Here is a 15135-nt window from a genome sequence, read left to right as displayed (position 1 = left end):
GCGCCTAGCCTCGTTCCGCCGGAGGACTGTTCGAGGGCGCGGCCTCGCGCTCCTGCCCGGCCTGGGCGGCCTGGCCGGCTTGCCCGGCCGCCTGCCTGGCCGGCGCCGCCGGGGCGATGGTGACCTTCTGCCCCGGGCTTGCCTCGCCGCCGACCACGATGCGGTCGCCCGGCTTCACGCCCTCGAGGATTTGCCACTCGGCGCCCTGCATGGGGCCGGTACGGACCTGCCGGGTCTCGGCCACGTCGCCCTTGCCCACCACCAGCAGCTGGGCCTTGCCGTCGGGATTGCGCCGCACCGCCCGCTGCGGCACCAGCATCGCCGCGGGATCGATCGCATGCGTGACATGCACGCGCACATACATGCCCGGCAGCAGCAGGCCGTCGGCGTTGGGCAACTGGCCGCGCAGCGACACTTGGCCGGTGCCGCGGTCCACGGAGATGTCCGAGAACAGCAGGCGCCCTTCGCGCTTCTTGTCGGTGCCTTCGATGGTCGCCACGATCGGCACGCCGTCTTCCGGCTCCCGCTGCAAGCGGCCCTGCTCCAGCGCCTCCCGCATGCGAAGCACGTCGGCGACCGGCTGCTTGAAGTCGACATAGATCGGGTCGAGCTGCTGGATGGTGGCCATCGGGGTCGCCTCGCCCTGCCCGACCAGCGCCCCTTCCGTGACCAGGGCGCGGCCGATCCGGCCGGAAATCGGCGCCCGCACCGTCGCGTATTCCAGGTTCAGGCGCGCGGTCTTGACTTCCGCGGCTGCGCTGCGGCGCGCGGCCTGCGCGCTCTTGAGCGTGGCCTGCGCCGCGTCGAAATCCTGCCGGCTGACCGCTTCGATCTCGACCAGCGGGGCATAGCGGCGCACCACCGCATCGGCGTCGGCCAGCACCGCCTCCGCGCGCGCAAGCTCGCCCTCGGCGCGCGACAGCGCCGCCTGCAACGGCGCGGGATCGATCTGGAACAGCGGATCGCCCGCCTTGACGTCACTGCCTTCCCTGAAGTTGCGCTTGAGCACGATGCCGGCGACCCGCGCCCGCACCTCGGCGACACGAACCGGCTCGATACGGCCCGGCAGCTCGCTGCTGACCGCCATCGGCCTGGGCTGCAACGTCAGCACCTCGACCGAGGGAGCCGCCGGGGCGGCCGGCTGTTCCGCATTGCCGCATGCCGCCGTGACGATGACCGCCGCCGCCATGGTCAGCGCACGCCACCCCCGCTTTGGAAAGTGCTTCATGTCTACCTTCTTGAATGTTCGGCAAAGGAGCGCATGGTACGCTCATTCATCATATGAATCAATAAAGATTCATATGGTGTGGTGAAAGTCGTTTTTGCCGGATAATCCGGGTCGCAGGCGCAATGCGTTACCCCGCAAAAGCCACATAAAGTGCTTCTTGAGATACAAAACATGGATTTCACCCCGTCATGACGGCTGTCACTGCATCGAATGAAGACCACAGCCGCCTTCTCGCCGCCCTGGCACTGGCACTCGTCGACCAGCCTCGCGGCACCCTGCAGGACCTGGCCAAGGCCGTCGGCATCAGCAAGGCCACGCTGTACCGGTTCTGCCGGACACGGGACGAACTGATTTCCCGCCTGATCGACCACTGCGTCCGCGTGCTGGCCAACGTCATCCAGTCCGCCGGATTGGACGATCCCTCTCCCCCTTGACGCACTGCGGCGCCTGAATGCGAACATGGTCGAGCAACGAGAGGTGGCGGCGTTCCTGATCTATTACTGGCGCGAGGTGGTTTCCGGTGTCTCGTCGGATTGGCAGACCGACTGGGAGGGCAAGCTGGACGCCTTCTTTCTGCGCGGCCAGCAGCAAGGCGTCTTTCGCATCGACATCACCGCGCAGGCGTTGACGGAAATCTGGGCGTCGGTGCTGATCGGCCTGCTCGACGGAGAACGGCGCGGCCGCATCGCGCGCGCCGGCCTAGCGGGCTTGGCGGAGCGGGCCTTCCTCCAGGGTGCGGGGGCGAGGCCCGCCTGATGGCCCGAGGCCCGTTGAGGCAAGCGGGTCGCCCCAACGGACGGTTCCAGCGCGTGGCATGGCGGCGCTCGGACTGCGCCGCTCCAGCGCTTACGCGCCGCAGAGTCCCGGCAGTCCGACCCGCGCTCCTGCCAGCGCGCCGCTGAGCACCAGCATCAACTGGGCCGACGCGTAGAGGCCGAGACCGAATACGCCGTGCGTGACGACGCTGCGCAAGCGCGCGACGCCGGGCTTTGGCGTACGGCGGGCCGCAATGCCGGCGCCCATGCCGGGCTGCATCAGCAGGAAGGGAAACACCACGCTGGCGAGACCCACGATCAGCGCCGGGCCGATGGTCGGGCGGCAGGCCCACTGCGGCCCCCCATACCGTCAGCAGCACTGCGGCGAACACGATGCCGGTCACGTAGTGCGCGGTCCAGCCGATCAGGCGTTCGGCCCGGACTGGCCGCGCCTGTCCGATCGCCTCGTGGCGGAAGCGGCCGCGTGGCATGTGGCCGAGCCAGCGGCCGACCATGCCGTAATCCAGCGGCTTCATGCCGAGCCAGTGCTTTTGCGCGAGGCCCCAGAGGTCCATCGCCAGCGTCGCGCCGGCGCCGATGGCGACGGCAAGGGAGCAGCAAATCGGCAGCGTCATGCATGGGCACCCTCCTCGTTCATCGTCGGCTCCTCGCGGTTGCATTCCAGGTCCATGGAAGCCATCATGGCACTTCAAGTTAACTTGAAGTCAAGGGCCGCGGAGATGGACATCGCCGAAGTGGCGCAACGATCGGGCATTCCCGCCTCCACGCTGCGCTTCTATGAGGAAAAGGGACTGATCGCGTCGGTTGGCAGGCGGGGATTGCGGCGCGTGTTCGAGCCGGCCGTGCTGGACCGGCTGGCGCTGATCGCGCTCGGGCATGCGGCGGGCTTTTCGCTGAGCGAGATCGGGCTGATGTTTGCCAGCGACGGCCGGCCGCGCATCGACCGCGCGCGGCTTTCCGCCAAGGCCGACGAACTGGACCGCACGATCCGACGGCTGACGGCGATGCGGGACGGGCTGCGGCATGCCGCGGTCTGCCCGGCGCCGAGCCATCTTGAGTGTCCGACGTTCCGGCGCATGCTGCGCGCCGCGGCGGCCGGCGCGCTAGGCAGCGGCACGGCGGCGGGCGCGGCGCGCGCAAGGGCCGTCGCTATCCGTTCCGGGTCGGGCAAATCGCGGACAGATAACGCGCGTCCCGATAATGCGCGTACTGCTGGCGCGCGTACTGATCAGCCGCGCACAGCCAAGGCACGTCCAGACAAGGCGCGCACAGACACGGTCCGCACAAGCGGCCGCCGCAACGATCGCTGAGCCGATTCAATGCGCCCGCCTGGCCAGCACCTCGTCGCGCGGCCCGGCATCGACCACCTTGCCGCCCTCCATCACGACGATCGAGTCGAATCGCGCAAGCAGGCTGGGCCGATGGACCGAGGCGACGATGCAGGCCGACGGAAAGGCGGCGTGCATGCGGTCGAACACCCTGGCCTCCGCCTGCGGATCTAGCGCGCTGGTCGGCTCGTCGAGCAGCAACAGCGAGCTTCCCTGCGCCGCCAGCGCGCCGCGAGCCAGTGCCAGCCGCTGCCGTTGACCGCCCGACAGGTTCCCGCCGCGCTCGTTGATGGCGCTGGCGAGGCCGTCGGGAAGGCGGTGCAGCACCTCGTCGAACCCGCCCGTATGCACCGCGCCGCCCAGCGCCGCCGGGTCGACCGGCAAGCCGAAGGTCAGGTTCTCCTCCACGCTCGCCTCGAAGACCTCGGCCTCCTGCGGAATCAGCGTGGCCAGCGTACGCAGCTCGGTCCAGCCGACCGCCGCGCCATCGCGCCGCAGTTCGCCGTGCTGCGGGTGATAGAGCCCGGCGAGCGTCCGCAGCAGCGTGCTTTTGCCACCGCCGCTCGGGCCGATCAACGCCACGCGCGCGCCACGGCGCAGCACCAGGTCGATGCCATGCAGGCCGCCGCGCGCCCCATCGGCGTAGTGCACCGTGGCGCCGCGCAGCTCCAGCGTCTGCCACGGGGCATCGGGCACCACGGCCGGCACGGCGGCGTCCGGATCGCCGGGCGCCTCCCAGATCGGCTCGGCACTGCCGTAGTCGGTATGCATCCGCGCGAAGCTCTGGAAGTTCGCCGCCATCGAGCCCACCACGGACGCGGCCTGCTGTGCGTACTGGTAGATCATGAAGACGGTGCCCAGCGGCACCGCCTGTCCCGGCGAGCGCTCCTGCAGCACGTACATCACCACCAGGATCCAGGTCAGCCCCATGCCGAGCAGGTCCACCGCGAACCATTTGCCCTCGTTGACCATCACCGCGCGGCGCAGCGGCGCCATCACCGCCGCCATCCGGCGGCCGAGCAGCGTGCGCGACGCGGCCTGCAGGCGCAGCCCGATCACCGTACCGGCGTTGCCGACAAAGTCGAGCAGCGCGGCGGCATAACGGCGCTCGGCGTCGTTTTCCGCGCGGGCCAGCTGCATCAGCGTGCGGTCGAAGCGCAGGATGATCAGCGCGATCACCACGTAGCCGGTGACCGCGATCAGGCCGCTGGTGCGCGAGAGCATCGTCAGGGCGACCAGCGGGCCGACGAAGTTGAACGCGTTCTGCAGGTAGACGAACTGGTTCTGCGCGAAGTCCGACAGCGCGCGGCTGGACTGCACCACGCGGTGCTGCAGCTCGCCCGAATGCCGGCCATCGCGCCAGGCCAGCGGTGCCGCGGCGATACGCGCATAGAGCTGGTCGCCCAGCCGCTCGCGCACGCGCACGCCGACGTTGCGCTCGAGCACGCGGCCCGGACCGTGCAGCAGCCACGACAGCAGGTAGATGCCGACCAGATAGACGATCCAGCGTCCGGCCTCGGCGATGTTGTCCTTCTGCAGCGCGTTGATCGCCTGCGCGGCCAGCCACGGCATGGTCAGCCTCAGCAGCTGCGCCGCCGCCAGCAGGCCCGAGGCGCCAACCAGCTGAACCCGCACGCCGCGTGCGTGGTGCCATAGCGCCCGATAGAGATCGCGCGCCGCGCCGGCAAGGCCGATTGCCGGTTTGCGGGTGGTGGAATTCGACTCCGTCATCAAGCCCTCATCGTTTCTGGTTCGGTGCCCTCAGGCGTGAACCGTCCCGGATCGACGGCCCGCACGAAGGATACCGCCGCTGTCTCGCCAGGCAAGGCATGACCCTTGACCCTCCCGCAAGAATCATTTGCCCGGTATCGGGTTTTTCCGGACGGATGCGTTGCCCACAATGGCCTCATCGCACATCGGCATGGCCCACCGCCAAGCCGATCCGCCACCGAAACCGAGAGGAACCCATGCTGTTTACGCCCTACCGCCTTGGCAACCTGACCACCGAAAACCGTATCGTGATGCCGCCGATGACCCGCTCGCGCGCGGGCGATGGCGGCGTGGCGACCGACCTGATGGCCGAGTACTACCGGCAGCGCGCCTCGGCCGGCCTGAACATTTCCGAAGGCACGCAGATCAGCCAGCAGGGCCAGGGCTACGCATGGACGCCGGGGATCCACACGCCGGAGCAGGTTGCCGGCTGGCGCAAGGTCACCGACGCGGTGCACGGCGCCGGCGGCATCATGTTCGCCCAGCTGTGGCACGTGGGCCGTGTATCCCACACCTCGCTGCAGCCGGGCAATGCGGCCCCGGTGTCGTCGTCTGCGCTGGTGGCCGAAGGGGTCAAGGTCTTTATCGATGTGGAAGGCAAGGGTCCGGCCGGCGGCGCCGGCGAGATGGTGCAGCACTCCACGCCGCGCGCGCTGACGGTGCCGGAGATCCACGGCATCGTCGCCGACTATGCGCAGGCCGCGCGCAACGCGCTCGATGCGGGCTTCGACGGCGTCGAGCTGCATGGGGCCAACGGCTACCTGATCAACCAGTTCATCGATTCGCAGGCCAACGCGCGTACCGACGAGTACGGCGGCTCGCTGCACAATCGCCTGCGCTTTCTGAAGGAGGTGGCGCAGGCCGTGACCGACGTGGTCGGCAAGGATCGCATCGGCGTGCGCCTGGCCCCGCTGACGACGCTGCAGGGCGCGGTCGACGACACGCCGGAAGCCACCTACCTCGCCGCCGCGCACGCGCTCGGCAAGATCGGCGTCGCCTATATCCACATCGCCGAGGCCGACTGGGAAGACGCGCCGGTGATGCCGCCCGCCTTCAAGGAGGCGCTGCGCGAGGTCTACCCCGGCACGCTGATCTATTCGGGCAACTACAACAAGGCGCGTGCGGAAGAAGCGCTCGCGAAGGGCTGGGCCGACCTGATCGGGTTTGGCCGCAGCTTTATCGGCAATCCCGATCTGCCCTATCGCCTGCGCCACGACCTGCCGCTGAATCCGGGCAATCGTGCCAACTATTTTGGCGGCGGCGCCGCGGGCTATACGGACTACCCCGAGTACACGGCAAGCGCGGCCGCCTGACGCGGCCCGTCATCGGCTCAGCATCGAAGGCAGGCCCGCACGCCTGCCTGGAGAATCTGTCATGTCATCGGCATTGGAAACACTGACTTCGGGCGGCTTCAGCATCGGCGTGGAGCTGCCGCTCGACAACGACTGGTCGCCCGCGGGCCAGGCGGCGCGCCAGCGCGACGGGCGCCTGCCGGGCGAGCCCGATCTGTCGGCGCATCGCACGCTGGCGCAGCTGGCGGACCGCGCGGGCTTCCGCGCGCTGTGGGTACGCGACGTGCCGCTGTACGATCCGCACTTCGGCGACGCCGCACAGGTCTTCGAGGCCTTTTCCTACCTCGGCTATCTGGCCGGCATCACCGAGCGCATCGTGCTCGGCACCGCGGCCATCGTGCTGCCGCTGCGCGATCCCTATCTGACGCTGAAGTCGGCCACGACCATCGACCGGCTCAGCAATGGCCGGCTGCTGCTCGGCGTGGCCAGCGGCGACCGGCCGGTGGAATACCCGATCTTCGGCCGTGACTTCGACAACCGCGGACAGAACTTCCGCGAGCAGGTGGCGCTGCTGCGCAACGGCGGCGCCGACCTGCCGAGCGGAATCGCGCTGTTGCCGCGCCCCACCGGTCCGCTGCCCCTGCTGGTGGCCGGGCTGGCGCAGCAGACGCCGAGCTGGGTCGGACAGCATATGGACGGCTGGCTGGCCTATCCCGGAACGCCCCAGGACCATGTCCGCCGCAGCGCGCTATGGCGCGAGGTCGCCGGAGACAAGCCCTACATCAGCTTCATCCATCTGGACCTGCTGGCAGACCCCGATGCGCCGATGCAGCGGCACCGCTTTGGCGGCGCGGTCGGGCGCCATGGGCTGATCGAGGAACTGCACGCCATGCGCGAGGCCGGCGTGCGCCATGTCGGCCTGCATTTCCGCCGCAGCCAACGGCCGGTCAGCGACGCGATGGAGGAAATCGCGGCCTACGTGCTGCCGCATTTCCATGCGCAGGCCGATCGGCAAGGGCCGGGCGCCATGGCGGCATGACGGCATGGCGCCATGACCAGCATCGGGCTATGGATGCACCGGCCCCAACCGAACCAGTTCCGGCGCGGGCAGCGGATTGCTGACCCGCGTATTGGTGACCGATCGGAACAGATTGAACAGCTGCCCGCGCAGACGAATGTCCTGGGACGATGCACCGACCAGGACGTCGAACGCACCGGGGTCCGTCACCCACGCATTGCGGGCGGCATCGTAGTACGCCAGCGAGCGCTGGTCGAGATAGACGGTCACGCGCTGCGTCTCTCCCGGCTGCAGGAAGACCTTGGCAAAGCCCTTCAGCTCCTTGACCGGACGCGGTACGGCAGAGCCGGATTGCGCGACGTAGACCTGCGCCGCCTCCGCGCCGGCGACCTCGCCGGAATTGGTGATATCGAACGACACCGCGACGCGCCCGCTGCCGGCGGCAATGCCGGGCGACACGCTCAACGCGCCGTAGTTGAAGCGGGTATAGGACAGCCCGAAGCCGAACGGGAACAACGGCCTTCTACCGCTGCGCTCGAATCCGCGGTAGCCGACGAAGATGTCCTCGGTGTAGGTCATCGCGCTGAAGTTCAGGTCGTTCGATGCCTGCGGATAATTCGCGTAGGTCGGATTGTCCGTGATCGACCGCTCGATCGTGATCGGCAGCTTGCCCGACGGATTGACATCGCCGAACAGGATCTCGGCCAACGCCTGGCCGCCGTTCTGTCCCGGATACCAGGCGTGCAGCGCCGCGCCGACGCCATCGATCCAGCCTTGCATGTCGAAGCCGGTGCCGCCGTGCAGCACCGCGATCGTGCGCGGGTTGGCACGGGATAGATTCGCGATCAGTTCGTCCTGGAATTCCGGCAACGTGAACGGATGATCGAAGCCCTCGCCCTCGTATTCGGCGCTGTGGCCGGCCGCGACCACGACGGCATCGAAGCCGGACAGGTTGGGCGGCGCCTGCAGCGACGCCCAGCTCAGCTGCGCGCCGAGGAAACCGCCGAACACGGCGATATAGCCGGGCCTTGCCGAGTAGTCGAACTGCACGTTGTAGGTCTGGCCCGCCTGCAGCATCACGCGCGCATTGACCGGGATGGTCGGCGGGATGACATTGCCGGGCAGCGGATTGCCGTCGCCGTTGTCCATCACCAATTGCCCATTGATGTAGAGGCGGACGGCCCCGTTCGCACGCGCCTTGAATACGTGCGCACCGCTGACGGTGGGCCGGATGGTGGCGGTCCAGCGCACCGACGCCGGCTGCGCCGTGCCGCCACCGCCATAGACCGGACCGCGGTAATCGCCGCTCTGCGGCGCCCCGCCGGACGTGTCCAGATTGATCATCGGTTCGACGCGGGTAAGAACCGGCGCGCCGCTCCACGTCGGATTGGCGTAGTACTGTGCCTGCACGCCCGACGCGCCGCTGGGCGTGGTCCATGCCGAGCGCGCCGGGTCGAGCGTCACGGCATCGAGCAGCACGATATTGGCGCCCGTGCCGGCAATCTGTCGCAGGCCGTCGATTTCGCTGATATACCGCGCCGCCGCAATATGGGCACTGCCGAAACCGGTCGGCGGCGCGCCGGTGGCGAGCTTGCCCACCACCGCGATGTTGCGTGCGGTCTCGCGGCGCAGCGGCAGCAGCTGCCCCTCGTTCTTCAGCAACACGATGCCTTCGCGTGCCACGTCCAACGCCGCGCGTTCGGCAAAGGGCGGATGCGATTCGCCGGTAGCCGGGGGCACGCCGCCGATGAAGCCATAGGCCACCAGACGCCCGAGAATGCGGCGCACCTTGTCGTCCAGCGTCGCCTGGCTCAGCTGTTCGTTCGCCAGCAGCGCACCGAGCGCGCCCGGCGAGAAGATGTTGGCGGATGGCCGTTCGATATCGACGCCGGCCACCGCCGCGGGCAGCGTGTGCTTGAGCGCGGCATAGTCGGACTCCACGAAGCCCTTGAAGCCCCACTCGTTCTTCAGCGTCTGCTGAATGGCCGAATGGCTTTCGCAAACCGGGTTCGCCCCATTGAGGCCCTGGAATCCACACATCACGACGGCAACGTTGGCGTTCTTTACCGCCGACTCGAACGGCACCATGTAGATCTCGCGCAGCGCCCGCTCGCTGATAGTTTCCATCAGGTTGAAGCGATTGACCTCCTGCTCGTTCGCGATGTAATGCTTGGCGTCGGCCCAGACGTTCTGCGACTGGATACCGTTGATCTGCGCGGCACCGAGCACGGCGCCAAGGAAGGGATCCTCGCCCGCCAGATACTCGAAGGCGCGCCCCGAGAACGGCGTGCGGTACATGTTCAAGCCGGGGCCGGCGATTTGCTGGAAGCCGCTCAGGCGCGTTTCGAGGCCTAGGCCCACCCCCATCTGCTTGGCACGATCGGCATTGAAGGTCGACGCCAATGCCGGGCCCGCGGGATAGGCAACGCCCACAGGATTGCTGAGCCGCACGCCCAATCCTGCATCGCTTGCCTTGATTTGCGGCAGCCCGAGACGCGGCAACGGTTTGATGTCCCACGCGCCCGTGCCGCTGACGTATTCGAGCTTCTCGGCCAGCGTCATCTGCGCAAGGATCGATTGCACGATCGCATTGATCTGCGCGTCGGTGGAAGGCGCTTGCGCGGGGACCGAATGCGCAGCGAGGACGCCCGCGCCGATCAGCGCGGTCATGAGGAAACGAGCACGCATGATGCCTCCCTGCGCAGCGATGCCGCGACATTGAAGGGCGCCGAGAAACGGCGCTTAGGGAGACGGTAGTGCGCGCTGCGCGAAAGAGAAGATGCGTAACGTTCCGTTACAGAATTGAACTTTTACCGCGAGGGCTTTGTTGCAAGACTGGATTGACGCGCATCGGTGCCGTCCTTCTTTACATCGATCTGTCAGGCAACGAAGCGCGTCTACGCAAGGACATACGCAAGTCCGTACGCAAGTTTGATTCGCCTTATCGAGCCGCAAGCCGACGCCGCGGCGAACGCAGTGCCAACACAGAGCGAAGGCAGTGCGAACGCTGGTCGGGAAGCATCCTCGATGCCATATCGCAGGAGGTAGAGATGGCTCTGCATCGCAGGCGCAGGATCCGCGCGGTATGCCGCGCCGTCGTGCCGAAAGGCAGTATCGCGGCGCTCGCCATCGGTCTGTCGTTCGGTCTCGCCGCTTGCGGCGGCGGCGATTCCGGCGATTCGTCGGTGGGCCTGAATCAGGCCCCGGCCGCGACCGGCAGCACCGAAGGCGGGACGGCAGGCACTGGCGCCAACGCCGCCGTCGATCCCTCGCAACTGGTATCGCCCGTCAGCCAGGCACCGGTAGGCCAGCAGACGGTACGGCCGACCGAAACGCCGCCGGCACAGGATCGCAATCCGCCAAGGCATTGAGGCATTGAGGCATTGAGGCATCGGGGCATCGGGGCATCGGGGCATCGACGGCATTGAGGCGCCGCCTTCAGTCTTCGGCTCTCGCCATCGCAGTGCCGATGCGTTTCACTCGATGCTGGCCAGTGGTGCGCCGGCGGCCAGGAACGTACCGGCCGGGGCCTGCCGTGTCAGCCGGCCCGTACGATGCGCGTGGACCTGCATCTCCATTTTCATCGCCTCCATCACGGCGATCAGATCGCCTTCCTTGACCTCGTCGCCGATCGCGACTTTCCATGCCTGCACGGTGCCGGCGATGGGGGACGGGAGTTCGGCCGCGTCCGTGGCATTGATGGCATTGGTGGCGTGATTGGCGTTGGCGGCATTGATGGCGTCCGCCTGCGCGGCATCCATAGCGCCGTCGCTGGCCGGCGCATTGGCCAGGCCGCGAAGCAGCAGCGCCGGCAAGCCCAGCACCATGCGACGGCCGTCGATCTCGATGGCAGTACGAAGCAGACTGCCGTCCTGCTGCGGCTCGGCACGCGCGGCCGCCGCCAGCGGCTCGGCGAAGTCCGATTCGATCCAGCGCGTATGGACCTTGAAACCGTCCACGCCGACGAAATCCGCGTGATCGATCACAGCGCGATGGAATGGCAGCACCGACGCCACGCCCTCGATCCGGAATTCGCGCAGCGCACGCCGGGCGCGCGCCAGCGCCTGTTCGCGCGTGGCGCCGGTGACGATCAGCTTGGCCATCAGCGAGTCGAAGGTACCGGGCACCACCGATCCCGACTGCACGCCGGAATCGACCCGCACGCCCGGGCCTGAGGGCGCATCGAAGCGCCGCACCGGTCCCGGCGTTGGCAGGAAACCGCGGCCCACGTCCTCGGCATTGATGCGGAACTCGATCGCATGTCCCAGCGGCGCCGGGGTCTCGGTGATCGACAGCGGCAGGCCATCGGCCACGCGCAACTGCTCGACGACCAGATCGACGCCGGTGGTCTGCTCGGTCACGGGATGCTCGACCTGCAGCCGCGTGTTGACCTCGAGGAACGAGATCGCGCCGCTGGCGCTGAGCAGGAACTCCACCGTGCCGGCGCTGGTGTATTCGGCCGCCGCGCAGATGTCGCGAGCCGCGGCGTGGATGCGCGCGCGCTGCTCCTCGCTGAGGAACGGCGCGGGCGCCTCTTCGACCAGCTTCTGGTTCCGGCGTTGCAGCGAGCAGTCGCGCGTGCCGAGCACGACCACGTTTCCGTGCCGGTCGGCGAGGACCTGCGCCTCGATATGGCGGGGCTTGTCGAGGAATTGCTCGACGAAACATTCGCCGCGGCCAAACGCCGTGACCGCCTCGCGCACCGCCGAGGCATAGAGCTCCTCCACCTCGTCCATGCGCCACGCGATCTTCATGCCGCGGCCCCCCGCCGCCGAACGCGGCCTTGATGATGATCGGCAGGCCGTGCCGCTCGGCGAAGGCCAGCACCTCGCTGGCGTCGGCGACCGGCTCGGGCGTACCGGCCACCAGCGGAGCCCCGACCCGTAGCGCGATCTTGCGGGCTTCGACCTTGTCGCCGAGCCGCGCGATCGTCGCCGGCGACGGGCCGATCCACGTCAGGCCGGCGTCGATCACGGCCCGAGCAAACGCCTCGCTTTCCGACAGGAAGCCGTAGCCGGGATGCACCGCATCGGCCCCGCTGCGGCGGGCGATGTCGAGCAGCTTCGGGATGTTCAGATAGGTGTCGGCGGGACGGTCGCCGTCCAGGCCGTAGGCCTCGTCGGCCAGGCGCGCGTGCATCGCGTCGATATCGGCGTTGGCATAGACGGCCACGGAGCCGACGCCATAGTCGGCGCAGGCGCGCACGATGCGAACGGCGATCTCGCCACGGTTGGCAATCAGGACTTTCTTCATCTCGAATCTCGGTGGGAGTCTCGGTAACACGGCGCCCGCTCAGCCGGCGGACGGTTGCAGTTCTTCGAAGGGGCCGATGGGGTTGAAGCGCAGCCACGCTCCGACCGGAATCTGGCCGGCGCGGTCCAGATGGTGAGGCGCCACGGCGCCGATCACCGGATAGCCGCCGGTCAGCGGATGATCGGCCAGGAACAGGATCGGCTGGCCGCTGGGCGGCACCTGCAGCGCGCCCAGCGCGGTGCCCTCGCTGGGCAACTCGCCGGTGATCGTGCGTTCCAATGGCACGTCGCCGGCCAGCCGCAGGCCCACGCGGTTGGACTGCGGCGTGACCTGCCAGCGCTGCGCGGCCAGCCGCGCGACCGACTCGGGGGTGAACCAGTCGGTGCGCGGGCCCAGCACCACGTCGAGCACGATGTCCCGATCGATCGTGGGCAGATCGGCGACGGGCTGCTCGGGCATGCCCACCGCTGCGCCGGCCGGCGCAGGCAAGACGCCAAGCACGTCGCCGACCGACAACGGCGCAGGCCCGATGCCGGCCAGCGTGTCGGTGGCGCAGCTGCCGAGCACCGGCGCCACGGCAAAGCCGCCACGTGCCGCCACATAGCAGCGGGCGCCGGCGACCGGCTGGCCGACGCTCAACGTGTCGCCATCGGCCAGGGCCACCGCCTGATGCGTCGGCACGCGCCATTGGCGGCCATCGGTGGTGCGCACGGTCAGCGGTGCGTCGGCGCCGGTGACGGCCAGCACGGTATCGCCGTCGCTCTGCAGTTGCAGGCCGCCGCCGACGGTTTCGAGCGCGGCGCTGTCGCTGCGATTGCCGACGAGGCGGTTCGCCATCCGCAGCGCCGCCTGGTCGAGCGCGCCCGAGGCCGACACGCCCTGCCCGGCCTGGCCGTGCCGGCCGAGGTCCTGGAATACGGTCTGCAATCCGGTGCCCTTGACCTTCAGTGCCGCGGCGCATGCCGCACTGCCCTGCCCCTTGCGCAGCGCAGCCGCAGTCCCGGCGTCGGGCACAGGCGCGTCCACGCGCGCCGTCGCCATGTACGCCGCTGTGTCCGCCGCATCTTCCAGCGTCGCCATATCGACGAAGCGCACCTGATATCCGGGCTGCAGCAGCGCCGGTTGCGCGCGGTCCAGATCCCACATCGCCACCGGCGTCGTGCCGATGATCTGCCAGCCGCCGGGGCTCGCCTTCGGATACACGCCGCTGAAGGTGCCGGCCAGACCGACCGCGCCGGCGGGAATGCGCGTGCGCGGCGTACGGCGGCGCGGCACGTCCAGCGACGGATGGCCGCCGCTCAGGTAGGCAAAGCCGGGCGCAAAGCCGGTGAAGGCCACCGTGTATTCGCTGCTGGTGTGGCGACGCACGACTTCGTCGGGCGTGATGCCGAGCAGCTCGGCGACCTCGGCCAGGTCCTCGCCGTCATAGCGCACCGGGATCTCGATCAGCGTACGGCTGCGTTCGACCCGCTGCGACAGGTCGCGCGCGGCGATGGCGCGAACCAGCGCGCCTGCGCTGGTCGCCCACGGGCGGTAGTGCACGAGAATCGTGCGCGCGGCGGGCACCAGCTCCGCCACGCCGTGAAGCGGGTCGCGCTGCAGCGAGGCCAGCAGGGCCAGCGTCTGGTCCAGGTCGGCCAGCTCCACCAGCAGCGCATTCGAGGAAACGGGCAGGAAACGCAAAACAAGCTCCAGATCGTGCCTTCTCGTTCAGGCGAACGCGGACACCTTGATGCCGTCACGCTCGAGCGCGTCGCGCACGGCGCGCGCCATCTCGAGCGCGCCCTGGCTGTCGCCATGCACGCAGATCGATTGCGCTTCGACGCGCGCGACGCTGCCGTCGATGGCGACCACCGTGCCTTCCCGCACGAGCCGCAACATCCGTTGCGCGACCTCGGCGGCGTCGTGCAGCACCGCGCCCGGCTCGCGGCGCGATACCAGCGTGCCCTGCGGCGTGTAGGCGCGATCGGCGAAGGCCTCCGCAATGACGCGCAGGCCCGCATGCCGCGCCCAGCCCACCAGCGGCGAGCCGGCCAGCGCGACCAGCACCAGTTCGGGATCGACCTTGAGGATGGCGGTGATCACGTCGCGCGCCTGGCGCTCGTCGCAGGCGATGGTGTTGTACAGCGCGCCATGCGGCTTGACGTAGCGCACCGTGGTGCCGACCGTCGTGGCCATCCCCGCCAGCGCGCTGATCTGGTAGATGACGTCGGCGATCAGGTCCTCGCTGGCGACATCCATATTGCGGCGGCCGAAGCCCTGCAGGTCCGGGTAGGAGACGTGAGCCCCCCACCGCGACGCCGCGCGCCTTGGCGGCCTTCAGCGTCCGCAGGATGCCGGCGGGATCGCCGGCGTGGAAGCCGCAGGCCACGTTGGCGCTGCTGACGATGTCGAGCATGGCGGCATCGTTGCCCATGCGCCAGGCGCCAAAGCTCTCGCCGAGATCGCTGTTCAGATCGATTTGCATGGC

General features: G+C 68.8%; 9 protein-coding genes and 4 pseudogenes. 6 read left to right on the top strand and 7 right to left on the bottom strand.

What is annotated here, in order from left to right:
• Positions 1-4: 4 nt before the first annotated feature.
• A complete protein-coding gene (locus tag OJJOAM_RS23010) occupies positions 5-1228 on the bottom strand; it encodes an efflux RND transporter periplasmic adaptor subunit (RefSeq protein ID WP_422649969.1) in 1224 nt (407 codons plus the stop codon).
• Between the two features lie 188 nt (positions 1229-1416).
• Here OJJOAM_RS23010 and OJJOAM_RS23005 point away from each other — a divergent pair, with 188 nt between their 5' ends.
• Together OJJOAM_RS23005 and OJJOAM_RS23000 are read left to right on the top strand one after the other, a co-directional pair.
• The gene (locus OJJOAM_RS23005; RefSeq protein WP_422649968.1) at positions 1417-1662 is read left to right on the top strand and encodes a TetR/AcrR family transcriptional regulator; all 246 of its coding nucleotides are present in this window, start codon (positions 1417-1419) and stop codon (positions 1660-1662) included.
• 25 nt (positions 1663-1687) lie between these two features.
• Positions 1688-1984, top strand: a complete 297-nt coding sequence (locus OJJOAM_RS23000) for a hypothetical protein (protein ID WP_422649967.1) — start codon at positions 1688-1690, stop codon at positions 1982-1984.
• Between the two features lie 90 nt (positions 1985-2074).
• On the opposite strand, the pseudogene OJJOAM_RS22995 reads toward OJJOAM_RS23000, so the two are convergent.
• Positions 2075-2618, bottom strand: a pseudogene (locus tag OJJOAM_RS22995) (DUF2938 domain-containing protein).
• Between the two features lie 105 nt (positions 2619-2723).
• On the opposite strand from OJJOAM_RS22995, the pseudogene OJJOAM_RS22990 reads away from it, so the two are divergent.
• Positions 2724-3113, top strand: a pseudogene (locus OJJOAM_RS22990) (helix-turn-helix domain-containing protein); the annotation flags it as partial.
• A 207-nt stretch (positions 3114-3320) separates the two neighbouring features.
• Here the strand turns inward: OJJOAM_RS22990 and OJJOAM_RS22985 are convergent.
• Positions 3321-5063 (bottom strand): ATP-binding cassette domain-containing protein, encoded by a 1743-nt coding sequence (locus OJJOAM_RS22985; RefSeq protein ID WP_422649966.1) that lies wholly within the window; start codon positions 5061-5063, stop codon positions 3321-3323.
• Positions 5064-5299: 236 nt separating this feature from the next.
• Here OJJOAM_RS22985 and OJJOAM_RS22980 point away from each other — a divergent pair, with 236 nt between their 5' ends.
• Together OJJOAM_RS22980 and OJJOAM_RS22975 are read left to right on the top strand one after the other, a co-directional pair.
• A complete protein-coding gene (locus OJJOAM_RS22980) occupies positions 5300-6415 on the top strand; it encodes an alkene reductase (RefSeq protein WP_422649965.1) in 1116 nt (371 codons plus the stop codon).
• A gap of 61 nt (positions 6416-6476) precedes the next feature.
• On the top strand, positions 6477-7433 hold the full coding sequence (locus OJJOAM_RS22975) for a TIGR03571 family LLM class oxidoreductase (RefSeq protein ID WP_422649964.1): 957 nt from the start codon (positions 6477-6479) through the stop codon (positions 7431-7433).
• Between the two features lie 27 nt (positions 7434-7460).
• Here the strand turns inward: OJJOAM_RS22975 and OJJOAM_RS22970 are convergent, their stop codons facing one another.
• Entirely contained in the window at positions 7461-10100 is a 2640-nt protein-coding gene (locus OJJOAM_RS22970; RefSeq protein WP_422649963.1) for a beta-glucosidase family protein, read from the bottom strand.
• A gap of 362 nt (positions 10101-10462) precedes the next feature.
• Between OJJOAM_RS22970 and OJJOAM_RS22965 the strand changes: the two genes are divergently transcribed.
• Positions 10463-10783: a hypothetical protein gene (locus tag OJJOAM_RS22965; RefSeq protein WP_422649962.1), complete on the top strand. Its 321-nt coding sequence runs from the start codon at positions 10463-10465 to the stop codon at positions 10781-10783.
• A gap of 105 nt (positions 10784-10888) precedes the next feature.
• Here the strand turns inward: OJJOAM_RS22965 and OJJOAM_RS22960 are convergent.
• From OJJOAM_RS22960 to OJJOAM_RS22950, 3 genes and pseudogenes are all read right to left on the bottom strand, one after another.
• A pseudogene (locus OJJOAM_RS22960) lies at positions 10889-12665 on the bottom strand (acetyl/propionyl/methylcrotonyl-CoA carboxylase subunit alpha).
• A gap of 39 nt (positions 12666-12704) precedes the next feature.
• On the bottom strand, positions 12705-14348 hold the full coding sequence (gene pxpB, locus OJJOAM_RS22955) for a 5-oxoprolinase subunit PxpB (RefSeq protein ID WP_422649961.1): 1644 nt from the start codon (positions 14346-14348) through the stop codon (positions 12705-12707).
• A 27-nt stretch (positions 14349-14375) separates the two neighbouring features.
• Positions 14376-15132 (bottom strand): annotated as a pseudogene (locus OJJOAM_RS22950) (LamB/YcsF family protein).
• Positions 15133-15135: the final 3 nt, after the last annotated feature.

The organism is Cupriavidus sp. H18C1 (genome assembly GCF_049311595.1).
Taxonomy (GTDB): Bacteria; Pseudomonadota; Gammaproteobacteria; order Burkholderiales; family Burkholderiaceae; genus Cupriavidus; species Cupriavidus cauae.
The sequence above is the reverse complement of the archived record's forward strand: the minus strand, read 5'-3'. Positions and strand labels throughout refer to the sequence as shown.

Bases quoted from the DNA above. Each gene is read 5' to 3' on its own strand.
- OJJOAM_RS23010 (WP_422649969.1), bottom strand. From the start codon at position 1,228: ATGAAGCACTTTCCAAAGCGGGGGTGGCGTGCGCTGACCATGGCGGCG.
- OJJOAM_RS23005 (WP_422649968.1), top strand. From the start codon at position 1,417: ATGACGGCTGTCACTGCATCGAATGAAGACCACAGCCGCCTTCTCGCC.
- OJJOAM_RS23000 (WP_422649967.1), top strand. From the start codon at position 1,688: ATGGTCGAGCAACGAGAGGTGGCGGCGTTCCTGATCTATTACTGGCGC.
- OJJOAM_RS22985 (WP_422649966.1), bottom strand. From the start codon at position 5,063: ATGACGGAGTCGAATTCCACCACCCGCAAACCGGCAATCGGCCTTGCC.
- OJJOAM_RS22980 (WP_422649965.1), top strand. From the start codon at position 5,300: ATGCTGTTTACGCCCTACCGCCTTGGCAACCTGACCACCGAAAACCGT.
- OJJOAM_RS22975 (WP_422649964.1), top strand. From the start codon at position 6,477: ATGTCATCGGCATTGGAAACACTGACTTCGGGCGGCTTCAGCATCGGC.
- OJJOAM_RS22970 (WP_422649963.1), bottom strand. From the start codon at position 10,100: ATGCGTGCTCGTTTCCTCATGACCGCGCTGATCGGCGCGGGCGTCCTC.
- OJJOAM_RS22965 (WP_422649962.1), top strand. From the start codon at position 10,463: ATGGCTCTGCATCGCAGGCGCAGGATCCGCGCGGTATGCCGCGCCGTC.